Here is a 12,829-nt window from a genome sequence, read left to right as displayed (position 1 = left end):
TTGTGCGCCCCATTTGATTAACCCAATTGAGGAGGTGTGGTGCACCAAAAAGGTGTGTAGATTGGCTCCCGCTGCCGTCCCGCTTGCGTGAATCGCCGCTTCATGATCGATGTTGCGGTTCAAAGGGATGAGATTCCGGCCATATGGGCACAGATCCAACGGACGGAACAAAAAAGAAGGCCTCAACGGCCGACGCAGCGCTGGGAAAATGACGGGAGAAATCACCAAATGAAGAGCCAACGCTACACCGCGCTCGCCCTCGCCATGGCGGGTGCAGCGCTGCTGACCCTGTCCGCCTGCGGCGGTGGAGACAGCAACACCACAACCACGACGCCGCCGGCTGCCTCGAACCAGCCCGCCGCCAAGTCGACGCTGAGCGGCACCGCTGCCACCGGCAGCGCACTGGCCAACGCCGATGTCTCCGTGACCGATGCCAGTGGCGCCTCGCCCTGCGAGGAAGCCAGCATCACGACCTCGGCACTGGGCACCTACACCTGTACCCTGAAGGCCGGTGCTACTGCGCCGTTCTTCATCGTGGTCACCGACCCCACCGGCAATACGGCTCCGCTGGTCAGCGTGGCGACCAGCGCGCCGGCAGCCGGCGCCGCACTGACGGTCAACGCCACGCCGCTGACCACCGCCATCGTGGCCCAGCTCTCGTCGGACGGTAACGCGCTCAGCGTGGTGAACAGCAAGACGGTGGATACCGCCAAGCTGCAGCAGGTCACCACCAATGTGCTGGCGCAGCTCAGCAGCGTGCTGAGCGCGATCGGCGCGTCGGCGGATTACAACCCGTTCAGCACCGCTATCAGTGCCGCCACCGTTTCGAATACCGGCAATACTGCCGACCAGTTGCTGGATGTGGTCAGGATCGTGACCGACCCGTCCACCGGCAAGCTGGCCCTGGCGACCATCGACAACCCGACCCCGGTGGCGCTGGCAACGGCCGACAACACCGGCGGCCAGCTCGCGGCTCCGGCCGCAGGCGTGTCCGACCTGCCCGCCGCCAACCAGCAGGTCGCCAAGGCGCTGACTGCCTGCTTTGCCCTGACCAAGCCCCAGCGCGTGCTCGACGGCGACTATCTGCCGGCCTCGCAAGGTGGCAACAAGGTCACGTCGATGGGGACGGCCTGCCAGAACATCGGAGCCAGCAGCAGCAACGGGGCTGGCTTCGACTTCCTGCACAACGGCTACGCCTACGGCCAGTTCATGGTGGACCTGCTGATCAGCGACACCATGACCGGCGCCCAGTTCAGCGTGCCGGAGGTGATGCTGTTCACCAAGGCCGCCGACAGCGCATCCGGGCGCGACGAAGCGGTGCTGAACATCAAGTACCTGGATGCCAACGGCAACCCGGGCAACAAGATCGTCAACGCCAGCAATGTGCCCAACAGCGCGTCGGCCGCCCATGCCTCCACGTGGTGGCTGACTGGTAACAACCAACCGGTCGATATTGGTGTGAGGACCCTGGTGCGCCGCGTGGAGCAGATGAATCCGAGCTTCAATAACTCGAACTCGAACAACTACAGCCACTTCCAGAGCGGCCTCCAGTTCACCATCAATGCCAAGGGGCCGGGCAGCGTCAATGGCAGCGACACGCTGACGCGCGCACGTATCAAGGGCCCGGGCCTGCCGATCAACGGCCTGGTCTACACGGCTCCGGTCGACGCCGAGGTGGGGCAGACCTATATGGATGTGGCGACCCAGACCGGCGACGTGACGAGCACGGACCGCTGCGGCCAGCCCGCCAATGCGCAGAACCCGAGCTATAACTGCCCGAATTACTGGGTCGGCCGTACCGCCGGCATCACGGCGGCCACCGGCGCAGGTACCTTCCGCAACAATCCCGGCGGCGTATCCTGGGCAAACGGCGAACTCCAGAGCGGCAGCATCGGACGTGGCCAGAAGTACACGATCGAGCTCTTCTACGGTTCCAGCACCACGGCCACCCACACTTACCGCAAGACCCTGCTGACCGACCTGACCCCGGCCACGCAGGCGATCAACCTGCCGTGGAACACGCTGGGCAGCAACTCGCAGGCACTGCTCAATCCGAACGGCAGCCTCGCCGGCGTGCAGCAGTCCCCCACCATGGACTGGGTGCAGAACATTGCCGCGGAGCAGATCAGCGGCATTGCGATCAGCGTGGATTCGGTTGGCACCTACAGCACCACCACCCAAGTGGCCAAGGGCGTGACCTCGGCAGCAGTGATTGCGCAGGCCGCAGCCTTCAACGCCAGTTCGATCCGTTCCCTGCTGTTCAACTACCGCATGCTGGATAACAGCGGCAAGAGCGCTGTCTATACCTTCAACTAAGCCGGCCGGTTTGCCGCGCTGAAAGCCTCGCGAGCCATGCTCGCGGGGCTTTTTTCTTTGGCGCCGGTGACGCGGCGGCAGGCGCCCGGTAAAGTTCCCGCGCCGGTGTTCTACAATGCGGCCTGCCTCGCGCCAAAGCCGCTGACACCCGTGCTCCCGGCGCACCTTCCGATTCCGCAATTCCGCTGCCCGATTTCCTCCCATGGCCCTGTTTTCCATTACCGATGCCCAGCTTGCTTTCGGGCACGTGGCCTTGCTCGACCACACCGATTTTTCGCTGGAGGCCGGCGAGCGCGTCGGCCTGATCGGCCGCAATGGCTCGGGCAAGTCCTCGCTGCTGAAGATCGTGGCCGGGCTGGCTGCTCCGGATGATGGCCTGATCGCGCGCCAGTCCGGCGTGACTTCGGCCTATGTGCCGCAGGAGCCGCAATTCGACCCGGGCATCACGGTGTTTGATGCCGTGTCGCAGGGCATGGGCCAGGCGCACGACCTGCTGATGCGCTACGAGGCCGCCGCCGAGCGGCTGGCCGACAGCCATGACGAAGCAGCGCTGGCCGACCTGCACCGGCTGCAGTCGGAACTCGATGCCGCCGGCGCGTGGCACCTGCGCACGCGCGTGGAAACCACGCTGGCCCGGCTGGGGCTGGACCCGCATACGCCTGTCGGTGCGCTGTCCGGCGGCTTGCAGAAGCGCGTGGCGCTGGCCCAGGGCCTGGTCGCCGAACCGGACATCCTGCTGCTGGACGAGCCGACCAACCACCTGGACGTGGAAGCGATCCGCTGGCTCGAAGACTTGTTGCTCGGTTTCCGCGGCAGCGTACTGCTGATTACCCACGACCGCGCGTTCCTGGACCGCGTGGCGACCCGTATCGTTGAACTCGACCGCGGCCGGTTGCTGTCCTTCCCGGGTAACTTTGCTGCCTACCAGGCCCGCAAGGAAGAACTGCTGGCCGCCGAGCAGGTCGAGCAGGCCAAGTTCGACAAGCTGCTCGCGCAGGAAGAAGTGTGGATCCGCAAGGGCGTGGAGGCACGCCGCACGCGCAGCGTGGCGCGCATCCAGCGTCTGGTGGCCATGCGCTCGGAACGCGCGGCGCGGCGCGAGGCGCAGGGCAACGTCAAGCTGGAAGTTTCGCAGGCCGACCGCTCCGGCAAGATCGTGGCCGAGCTGATCGACGTGAGCAAATCCTATGGCGACAAGGTCGTGGTGCGCGACTTTACCGGCACCATCATGCGCGGCGACAAGGTCGGCCTGATCGGCCCCAACGGCGCCGGCAAGACCACGCTGCTGCGCCTGATCCTCGGCGAACTGGCGCCCGACAGCGGCACCGTGCGCAATGGCAGCAACCTGCAGGTCGCGTACTTCGACCAGATGCGCACCCAGCTCGACCTCGAAAAATCGCTGGCCGACACCATCAGCCCGGGCAGCGACTGGGTCGAAGTCAACGGCCAGCGCAAGCACGTGATGAGCTATCTTGGCGACTTCCTGTTCGCGCCCGAGCGCGCGCGCTCGCCGGTCAAGTCGCTGTCCGGCGGCGAGCGCAACCGCCTGCTGCTGGCGCGCCTGTTCGCGCGCCCGGCCAATGTGCTGGTGCTGGACGAGCCGACCAACGACCTCGACATCGACACGCTGGAACTGCTCGAAGAGCTGCTGCAGGACTACAGCGGCACCGTGTTCCTGGTTTCGCACGACCGGGCGTTCCTGGACAACGTGGTGACCTCGACGATTGCCGCCGAGGGCGACGGTCTCTGGCGCGAATCGGTCGGCGGCTATTCCGACTGGGTCGCGCAGACCGAGCGCAGCGTGGCGCTGCAGGCGGCGCGCAAGACCGAGCAGAAGGCGGCCGAGCCGGCCAAGGCCAAGGATTCGCGCGAGGCGCGCGGCGCCAACCGTACCGTCAAGCTGTCATACAAAGAGCAGCGCGAACTGGACGCGCTGCCGGAGCGGATCGCTTCGCTGGAAACGGAACAGAAGACGATCGCCGCGCAGCTTGAGGATGGTTCGCTCTATGTCAGCGATGCGGCCAAGGCCGCCGAACTGGCGACCCGGCACGACGACATCGAGATGGAACTGCTGGAGGCGCTGGAGCGCTGGGAAGTGCTGGAGGCGAAGACGAAGGGCGAGGCGGGCTAACCACACCACGCCAGCACCATATTCGTCAGGTCCACCATAAACGACGGCCGCAGATACCCGATAAACCCTAGCACCAGCGCCGCCGCCAGCCCTAGCAGGCCGGCGGCGCGCAGCAGGCGTTGGCGGGCAATGGTCGTCATGCCGCGGCCGGCTGCGGTCGCGCGACCGCCTGCTCGCGGATCGGCAGGTTGACCAGCGCTGCCATTACGCCCAGTGCCATCGCGATCATCCACACCGTGGTGTAGCCGCCCGTGCGGTCATACAGATAGCCGCCTAGCCATGCGCCCAGGAAGCTGCCGATCTGGTGCGAGAAGAACACCACGCCGGACAGCATCGACAGGTACTTCACGCCGAACACCTGGGCGATGATGCCGTTGGTCAGCGGCACCGTCGACAGCCACAGGAAGCCGATCATCGCCGCGAACACCCAGGTGCTGGCGGCCGTCAGCGGCAGCAGCAGGTAGCCCGCAATCACCACCGAGCGCGTCAGGTAGATCGCCGACAGCAGGTAGCGCTTGGGCATGCGTTGCCCCATGGCGCCGGCGGTGTAGGTGCCGAACACATTGAACAGGCCGATCAGCGCGAGCGCCACGGTGGCGATCTTCGGATCGGTCAGGCCCTTGTCCTTCAGATACGGCGCCAGGTGCACGCCGATGAACACGACCTGGAAGCCGCACACGAAGTAGCCCAGCGTCAGCAGTTGGAAATTGCGGTTGCCGAACGCCTCGCGCACAGCCTGGCCAATGGTCTGGTGATGCCCGCCGTCATGCGCGGCCATCTTCGGCTCGCGCAGCGTGAATGCCAGCGGCAGCATGACGCAGGCCATCAGTGCCATCACGAACAGCGCGTTCTGCCAGCCCATGCCCGAGATCAGCGTCTGCTCGACCGGAATCATCAGGAATTGTCCGAACGAACCGGCCGCGGCGGCAATGCCCATGGCCCAGACGCGCTTGTCGGGGCTGGCAATGCGGCCGATCACGCCGTAGACGATGCTGTACGTGGTGCCCGACTGAGCAATACCGATCATGACGCCCGCGCCGGTCGCAAAGGCCGTGCCGCTCGTCGACAGCGCCATCACCACCAGCCCGCCGACGTACAGCGCCACGCCGATGAGCATGATGCGCAGCGCGCCGAACTTGTCGGCAAGCGCGCCCGCAAACGGCTGGCTCGCGCCCCACATCAGGTTCTGCAGCGCCAGCGCGAAGGCGAAGGTCTCGCGGTTCCAGCCGTGGGCCTGGGTGATCGGCAGGTTGAACAGGCCGAAGCCATGCCGGATACCCATGGACAGGGTGACGAGCAGGCCGCCGCACACAAGTACGGTGGTCAGGGAGAGTTGTCGGTTCTGCATATCGGGCTCGCTGCGGGCGGAGGAGTGCCGCTGTCGTTGTGGTTCTTGTTGTGTTGCCCGGGCGCGGCATGGGCGGCCGGATCGGGTTTGCGCGAGTTTACTCCGGCTCGCCGGAAGGCGTCGGGCGCTGCCTGCAAGTCCGGACGGGCGGCATGGTAATCCGGACGGCCGGCAAGGAAGGGCGCTGACGCCGCTGCCTTTTTGCCACGATTGCCGGTCCGGGCTTCCATTACAATGCAGTGCCCGGCACCCCGGCGCAGCCACGAATGCGCGCCGCAATGGCCGGGATCTCCACTTTCGTAGCGACTCCATGGCGAGCAAAACCAGTCAGTACAGCGAATCTTCCATCCGGGTCCTGAAGGGCCTGGAGCCGGTCAAGCAGCGTCCCGGCATGTACACCCGCACCGACAACCCCCTGCATATCGTGCAGGAGGTGATCGACAATGCCTCCGACGAGGCGTTGGGCGGCTTCGGTTCCGAGATCCTGGTCACGCTGCACCGCGACGGCAGCGTCAGCGTGGAGGACGACGGCCGCGGCATTCCGGTCGGTATCCACCCGGAAGAGGGCGTGCCGGTAGTCGAGATCGTCTTCACGCGGCTGCATGCGGGCGGCAAGTTCGACAAGGGCAAGGGCGGCGCGTACGCATTCTCGGGCGGCCTGCACGGCGTGGGCGTGTCGGTCACCAACGCGCTGTCGACGCAGCTGGACGTGTCGGTCTGGCGCGACGGCATGGCCTCGACGCTGACGTTCTCCGGCGGCGACGTGACCGTGCCGCTCGCCTCGCGCAAGCTCGAGCGCGGCGAGAAAAAGAACGGCACGCGCGTCCAGGTGTGGCCGGACGCCAAGTATTTCGACTCGGCCACCATCCCGCAGGCGGAACTGCAGCGCCTGCTGCGCAGCAAGGCCGTGCTGCTGCCGGGCGTGAAAGTCACGCTGGTGATCGAGAAGTCGGGCGAAACCCAGACGTGGCAGTACGACCAGGGCCTGAAGGGCTATCTGGTCGAAGCGCTTGCGCAAGGCAGCGGCGCGGAACTCGTGATCCCGATGTTCGAAGGCGAGCACTTTGCCGACCCGGACGCCAACCCCGGCGAGGAAGGCTTTGCCGATGGCGAAGGCGCTTCGTGGGTGGTGGCCTGGACCGAAGAGGGCGCGCCTGTACGCGAGTCCTACGTCAACCTGATTCCGACTCCGGCCGGCGGCACGCACGAATCCGGCCTGCGCGAAGGCCTGTTCCAGGCGGTCAAGAGCTTTATCGAGATGCACGCGCTGCAGCCCAAGGGCGTCAAGCTGATGAGCGAGGACGTGTTCGCGCGCGCCTCGTTCGTGCTGTCGGCCAAGGTGCTGGACCCGCAGTTCCAGGGCCAGATCAAGGAACGCCTGAACAGCCGCGACGCGGTGCGCCTGGTGTCCACGTTCAGTCGTCCGGCGCTGGAGCTGTGGCTGAACCACCACGTTGAATACGGCAAGAAGCTCGCCGAACTCGTGATCCGCCAGGCGCAGGCCCGCACGCGTGCCGCGCAGAAGGTCGAGAAGAAGAAGGGTTCCGGCGTGGCCGTGCTCCCCGGCAAGCTGACCGACTGCGAATCGACCGACGTCACGCGCAACGAGCTGTTCCTGGTCGAGGGTGACTCGGCCGGCGGCTCGGCCAAGATGGGCCGCGACAAGGAATTCCAGGCCATCCTGCCGCTGCGCGGCAAGGTGCTCAACACCTGGGAAACCGAGCGCGACCGCCTGTTCGCCAACAACGAGGTGCACGACATCGCCGTGGCGATCGGCGTGGACCCGCACGGTGCCAACGATGAGCCCGACCTGTCGAACCTGCGCTACGGCAAGATCTGCATCCTGTCGGACGCGGACGTCGACGGCGCACACATCCAGGTGCTGCTGCTGACACTGTTCTTCCGCCACTTCCCGAAGCTGATCGACGCCGGCAACGTCTGCGTGGCGCGCCCGCCGCTGTTCCGCGTCGACGCGCCCGCGCGCGGCAAGAAGCCCGCGCAGAAGCTGTATGCGCTCGATGAAGGTGAGCTCGAAGCCATCCAGGACAAGCTGGTCAAGGACGGCGTCAAGGAAGGCAGCTGGCAGATCTCCCGCTTCAAGGGCCTGGGCGAAATGAGCGCCGAACAGCTCTGGGAAACCACCATGAACCCGGACACGCGCCGCCTGCTGCCCGTGGCGCTCGGCGAGTTCGACCTGCCGCAGACCGTCGAGATGATGAACATGCTCATGGGCAAGGGCGAAGCCGCCCAGCGCCGCAGCTGGCTCGAAGAGAAGGGCAACGAAGTCGAGGCCGACATCTGAGCGCCAGTCTGTACGCCGTCCGACATTGGGGGATAATGCGCGCTTCGACGTCCTCGCGCGCAAGCCGCAACCCAAGATGAGAACGAGACCGACCCGCAAACCATGGCAACAGGCGGCCGCGGCCGTGCTGATGGTGGCCGGTCTCGCCTGCGCGCCGGCGCATGCCGAACTCTACGGCTTCGTCGACGACGATGGCATCGCCCACTTCGCCGACCGCAAGCTCGACGAGCGCTACAGGCTCTTCATGCGGGACGGCGGCAGCTTCGATACTTCGCGCGAGGCGAGCGCCGCGCCAAAGAGCGACCTTGAGCGGCACAAGCTGTACCGCTACGTCGTCAACCACCCGAATATCGCCAAGGTCGAACCGATGATCCGGCAGATCGCCGGCAAGCAGGATGTCGACCCCGCGCTGGTCAAGGCCGTGATGGCGGTGGAGTCGGGCTTCAATCCGTCGGCGGTATCGCCCAAGGGCGCAATCGGGCTGATGCAGGTGATTCCCGATACTGGCGCGCGTTTCGGTGTGAGCGCCGATGCGCGCCGCAGCGTCGGAGAAAAACTGGCCGACCCGCATACCAATATCTCTGCCGGCGTGCGCTACCTGCGCTGGCTGATGGAACTGTTCCCCGACAACCTCGAACTGGTGCTGGCCGCGTACAACGCGGGCGAGGGCGCGGTGCAGCGCTACAACAACCGGATTCCGCCGTACCCGGAGACGCAGCAATACGTGAGCACGGTGCTGCAGTTCTACCGGCTCTACAAGCCCGGCGGGCCGGTCGCGACCCGTACCAGTGCGGCAGCCGGCGAGCCGTCGCGCGTGAAAATGGTGATCGGCGGACGGCGGAACATGCCCTGACCCAAACACCCGAATAACAAGCCACCCGGCGCGCCGGCTTCACATCATGGCGCGCCGTCTTCTTGCCAATCCATGGAACAACAAGACATCACGTTTCAACCTGAAGAGCCCGCGGATTCGCTGACGCTGGCGCGCTACGCCGAGCGGGCTTATCTCGACTACGCCGTCAGCGTGGTCAAGGGCCGCGCGTTGCCCGAGGTCGCGGATGGCCAGAAGCCCGTGCAGCGGCGCATCCTGTTCTCCATGCACGAGATGGGCCTGCGCGCCGATGCCAAGCCGGTCAAGTCCGCGCGCGTGGTCGGCGACGTGCTGGGCAAGTTCCACCCGCACGGCGACCAGTCGGCGTACGACGCGCTGGTGCGACTGGCGCAGGACTTCTCGCTGCGCTATCCGCTGATCGACGGCCAGGGCAACTTCGGCTCGCGCGATGGCGACGGTGCCGCGGCAATGCGTTACACGGAAGCGCGCCTGACGCCGATCTCGCGCCTGCTGCTGGACGAGATCGACCAGGGCACGGTCGATTTCATCGCCAACTACGACGGCTCGATGGAAGAGCCGAAGCTGCTGCCCGCGCGCATGCCGTTCGTGCTGCTCAACGGCGCGTCTGGCATCGCCGTGGGCATGGCGACCGAAGTGCCGCCGCACAACCTGCGCGAAGTGGCCGGCGCCACCGTGGCGATGATCCGCAACCCGAACATCACGCTGGCCGAGCTGCTCGCGCTGATGCCGGGCCCGGACTATCCCGGCGGCGGCCAGATCATCTCGCCGGCGGCCGATATCGCCCAGATCTACGAAAGCGGCCGCGGCAGCCTCAAGGTGCGCGCGCGCTGGACCATCGAGGAAATGGCGCGCGGCCAGTGGCAACTGGTAGTGACCGAACTGCCGCCCGCCACGTCGGCGCAGAAGGTGCTCGAAGAAATCGAGGAGCTGACCAACCCGAAGGTCAAGGCCGGCAAGAAGGCGCTGACCCCCGAGCAGCAGCAGCTCAAGGCCTCGGTGCTGGCCGTGCTGGACGCCGTGCGCGACGAATCCGGCAAGGACGCGCCGGTGCGGCTGGTGTTCGAGCCCAAGAGCAAGAACGTCGAGCAGCAGGAATTCATCCAGACGCTGCTCGCGCACACCAGCCTGGAATCAGGCGCGCCGATCAACCTGGTGATGATCGGCACGGATGGCCGCCCGCGCCAGAAGGGCCTGCGCGACATCCTGCGCGAGTGGATCGACTTCCGCTTCGCCACCGTCACGCGGCGCACGCGCCATCGCCTGGGCAAGGTGGAAGACCGCATCCACATCCTCGAAGGCCGGATGCTGGTGCTGCTCAACATCGACGAGGTGATCCGCATCATCCGCGAAAGCGACGAGCCCAAGCCCGCGCTGATGGAGCGTTTCGGCCTGAGCGATCGCCAGGCCGAGGACATCCTGGAAATCCGCCTGCGCCAGCTGGCCAGGCTCGAAGCCATCCGGATCGAGAAGGAACTCAAGGACCTGCGCGAAGAGCAGGCCGATCTCGACGTGCTGCTGAAGTCCGACACCATGATGCGCCGTCGCATCATCAAGGAGATCGAGACCGACGCGAAGCAGTACAGCCCCGAAGACAAGGACCCGCGCCGCACGTTGATCCAGGAAGAGCGCCGCGCTGCCGCCGAGGTACGCGTGGTAGACGAACCGGTCACTGTGGTGGTATCGCAGAAGGGCTGGGTGCGTACTCGCCAGGGCCAAGGGCATGATGCGCAGCAGTTCACGTTCAAGGCTGGCGATGCGCTGTACGACACCTTCGAATGCCGCACGATCGATGTGTTGCTGGCATTCGGCACCAATGGCCGCGTGTATTCGGTACCGGTAGCCAGCCTGCCGGGCGGCCGTGGCGACGGCGTGCCGCTGACCACGCTGATCGAACTGCAGCCGGGCAGCCAGATTGCCCACACGTTTGCCGGCAATGCCGAGCAGCGCATGCTGATCGCGACGCAGGGCGGTAACGGCTTCCTGACCAAGGTCGGCGACATGACGGGCCGGCAGAAGGGCGGCAAGTCCTTCCTGACGCTCGATGACGGCGATGCACCGCTGACGCCCGCGCCGATCGCCGACGAGGCCACGCATGTGGCCTGCCTGTCCGGCAATGGCCGCCTGCTGCTGGTCGCGCTCGACGAGGTCAAGGTGCTGTCGGCCGGCGGCCGCGGCGTGATCCTGATGGAGCTGGAGCCGAAGGAAAAGCTGCTGCAGGCGGTGGGGGTCGGAGCGCCGGGACTGGTGGTGTCCGGCACCACGCCGCGTGGTGGCAAGCCCGAGTCGCAGAAGGTGGCAGGGGCAAACCTGATGGCTTATATCGGCAAGCGGGCGCGCAAGGGCAAGGCGCTCGAGACGAAGCTGAAGGGTGTGCGGATCGATCCGTTCAGGGTTGCGCCGCCTTCGGGCAGCTAGGGCCTGAGCGCACTGCTTGGTTTCTCCCCTCTCCCGCTCGCGGGAGAGGGGCCGGGGGTGAGGGCAGGCGTGTCTCGATGTGGCAGGCTGTGCTTCGTGGAGGCTCCTGCCCTCTCCCCCAACCCCTCTCCCGTGTACGGGAGAGGGGAGTTCCGCCGCAGTAGATTTAAGGCCGCCGCAGTTTCTGGCCGTAGCTGTCATTCTCCCTCCCATGTCCTCCCTCGCCCCACCCCCCACCCCTCGCACCCTCTTCATCGAATTCGCCCGCATGGGGCTGTCCGGCTTCGGCGGCGTGTTGCCGTTCGTGCGCCGCGCGGTGGTAGAGCGCAACCGCTGGATGGATGACCGCGACTTTGTCGAGCTGCTGAGTCTGGGGCAGGTCTTGCCCGGGCCCAATGTCATCAACCTCGCGCTGATGCTCGGTCTGCGCTTTGCCGGCTGGCGTGGCGCGCTGGCGGCGTTCAGCGGGCTGGTCATGGTGCCGATGGGGCTGGTGCTCGGCTTGTTGCTGCTGTACCAGCACTATCAGGACGTGCCGGCCGTGCAGCGCATGCTGGCCGGCATGACGGCGGTGTCGGCCGGACTCATGCTGGCCACCGCGATCCGGCTCGCGCAGAGCCAGTCGCTGACCACGCGCGCCGTGCTGATTGGCGGCGCGGCGTTCCTTGTCATCGGCCTGCTGCGCTGGCCGCTCGTGCCGGTGATGGCGGTGCTGGTGCCGCTTGCGCTGGTGCTTGAGTGGCGCGCGAACCGGGGAGGGCGGCAATGAGCGCGGCCGAGGTGCTGGGCAGCCTGTTTGCCCATTTCAGTGCGCTGTCGCTGCTCGCGATCGGCGGCGCCAGTTCCACGCTGCCGGACATGCACCGCTATCTGGTCGAGGCCAACGGCTGGCTGACCGATGCGCAGTTCTCGGCCATGTATGCGATCTCGCAGGCCGCGCCGGGACCCAATGTGCTGTTCGTCTCGCTGTTCGGCTGGCAGGTGGCGGGCTTCGCCGGATCGCTCGCGGCCATGCTTGGCATGTGCGGGCCGTCGAGCCTGATTGCGCTCGCGTTCGAATACTTTTCGGGCCGCTCTCCGCATGCGACCTGGCCCGGCCTGATTCGGCGCGGGCTGGCCGCGCTGACGATCGGCCTGCTGCTCTCGTCGGGCTGGGTGCTGGCGCGCAGCGTCGACCACGGCTGGGGCGCGGCGGCGGTGACCGTGGTGACGGTGTTGTTGATGATGAAGACGCGGGTGCATCCGCTTGTGCTGGTGGGGCTCGGAGGGGTGGCTGGGTTGCTTGGGGTGCTCTGAGTGGACGCCAAAAATGTGCTTTGAGGAAGCGCGGGGGTGCCGTTCTTGGCTAGCGCTGCTGTTTCGCCGGCGTAGCCGGCGAGTCACTTTTTGTCCGAGCGACAAAAAGATGGAATGAACGCGCCCCGGCCCACTAAGCAGAAGGCAGCGGCAATTCAGTTGTAGATC

General features: G+C 66.3%; 9 protein-coding genes. 7 read left to right on the top strand and 2 right to left on the bottom strand.

The window, feature by feature from the left end; translation table 11 throughout:
• The first annotated feature begins 228 nt into the window (after positions 1 to 228).
• Positions 229 to 2,316, top strand: a complete 2,088-nt coding sequence (locus tag KHO41_RS36865; protein WP_211958169.1) for a hypothetical protein — start codon at positions 229 to 231, stop codon at positions 2,314 to 2,316.
• A 202-nt stretch (positions 2,317 to 2,518) separates the two neighbouring features.
• Positions 2,519 to 4,447 carry an ATP-binding cassette domain-containing protein gene (locus KHO41_RS36860; RefSeq protein ID WP_211958168.1) on the top strand — a complete coding sequence of 643 codons (1,929 nt, stop codon included), beginning with the start codon at positions 2,519 to 2,521 and terminating at the stop codon, positions 4,445 to 4,447.
• On the opposite strand, the gene KHO41_RS36855 is transcribed toward KHO41_RS36860, so the two are convergent.
• On the bottom strand, positions 4,444 to 4,587 hold the full coding sequence (locus KHO41_RS36855; RefSeq protein WP_166487011.1) for a hypothetical protein: 144 nt from the start codon (positions 4,585 to 4,587) through the stop codon (positions 4,444 to 4,446). The genes KHO41_RS36860 and KHO41_RS36855 overlap by 4 nt on opposite strands.
• Positions 4,584 to 5,795, bottom strand: coding sequence for an MFS transporter (locus tag KHO41_RS36850; protein WP_211958167.1), 1,212 nt, complete (start codon positions 5,793 to 5,795; stop codon positions 4,584 to 4,586). The genes KHO41_RS36855 and KHO41_RS36850 overlap by 4 nt, the downstream gene beginning before the upstream one ends.
• A gap of 310 nt (positions 5,796 to 6,105) precedes the next feature.
• Between KHO41_RS36850 and KHO41_RS36845 the strand changes: the two genes are divergently transcribed.
• The 5 genes from KHO41_RS36845 to KHO41_RS36825 all read left to right on the top strand — a co-directional run bounded on the left by KHO41_RS36845 (position 6,106) and on the right by KHO41_RS36825 (position 12,661).
• Positions 6,106 to 8,097 (top strand): DNA topoisomerase IV subunit B, encoded by a 1,992-nt coding sequence (locus tag KHO41_RS36845; protein WP_211958166.1) that lies wholly within the window; start codon positions 6,106 to 6,108, stop codon positions 8,095 to 8,097.
• Between the two features lie 76 nt (positions 8,098 to 8,173).
• The gene (locus tag KHO41_RS36840; RefSeq protein WP_211958165.1) at positions 8,174 to 8,950 is read left to right on the top strand and encodes a lytic transglycosylase domain-containing protein; all 777 of its coding nucleotides are present in this window, start codon (positions 8,174 to 8,176) and stop codon (positions 8,948 to 8,950) included.
• A gap of 72 nt (positions 8,951 to 9,022) precedes the next feature.
• Complete coding sequence (parC, locus tag KHO41_RS36835; RefSeq protein ID WP_211958164.1) at positions 9,023 to 11,365, top strand: DNA topoisomerase IV subunit A; 2,343 nt, start codon at positions 9,023 to 9,025, stop codon at positions 11,363 to 11,365.
• Between the two features lie 211 nt (positions 11,366 to 11,576).
• A complete protein-coding gene (locus tag KHO41_RS36830) occupies positions 11,577 to 12,134 on the top strand; it encodes a chromate transporter (RefSeq protein WP_211958163.1) in 558 nt (185 codons plus the stop codon).
• Positions 12,131 to 12,661, top strand: coding sequence for a chromate transporter (locus KHO41_RS36825; RefSeq protein WP_211958162.1), 531 nt, complete (start codon positions 12,131 to 12,133; stop codon positions 12,659 to 12,661). Before KHO41_RS36830 ends, KHO41_RS36825 begins: the two co-directional genes overlap by 4 nt.
• Positions 12,662 to 12,829 lie beyond the last annotated feature (168 nt).

The sequence above is a fragment of the Cupriavidus numazuensis genome (assembly GCF_905397435.1).
Lineage (GTDB): Bacteria > Pseudomonadota > Gammaproteobacteria > Burkholderiales > Burkholderiaceae > Cupriavidus > Cupriavidus numazuensis.
Note: the sequence above shows the minus strand (reverse complement) of the source record. Positions and strands in the feature narration are given on the sequence as shown.

What these genes read in the sequence shown, in the direction of transcription:
- KHO41_RS36865 (WP_211958169.1), top strand. Translation starts at nt 229, where the DNA reads ATGAAGAGCCAACGCTACACCGCGCTCGCCCTCGCCATGGCGGGTGCA.
- KHO41_RS36825 (WP_211958162.1), top strand. Translation starts at nt 12,131, where the DNA reads ATGAGCGCGGCCGAGGTGCTGGGCAGCCTGTTTGCCCATTTCAGTGCG.
- KHO41_RS36830 (WP_211958163.1), top strand. Translation starts at nt 11,577, where the DNA reads ATGTCCTCCCTCGCCCCACCCCCCACCCCTCGCACCCTCTTCATCGAA.
- KHO41_RS36855 (WP_166487011.1), bottom strand. Translation starts at nt 4,587, where the DNA reads ATGACGACCATTGCCCGCCAACGCCTGCTGCGCGCCGCCGGCCTGCTA.
- KHO41_RS36860 (WP_211958168.1), top strand. Translation starts at nt 2,519, where the DNA reads ATGGCCCTGTTTTCCATTACCGATGCCCAGCTTGCTTTCGGGCACGTG.
- parC (WP_211958164.1), top strand. Translation starts at nt 9,023, where the DNA reads ATGGAACAACAAGACATCACGTTTCAACCTGAAGAGCCCGCGGATTCG.
- KHO41_RS36845 (WP_211958166.1), top strand. Translation starts at nt 6,106, where the DNA reads ATGGCGAGCAAAACCAGTCAGTACAGCGAATCTTCCATCCGGGTCCTG.
- KHO41_RS36850 (WP_211958167.1), bottom strand. Translation starts at nt 5,795, where the DNA reads ATGCAGAACCGACAACTCTCCCTGACCACCGTACTTGTGTGCGGCGGC.
- KHO41_RS36840 (WP_211958165.1), top strand. Translation starts at nt 8,174, where the DNA reads ATGAGAACGAGACCGACCCGCAAACCATGGCAACAGGCGGCCGCGGCC.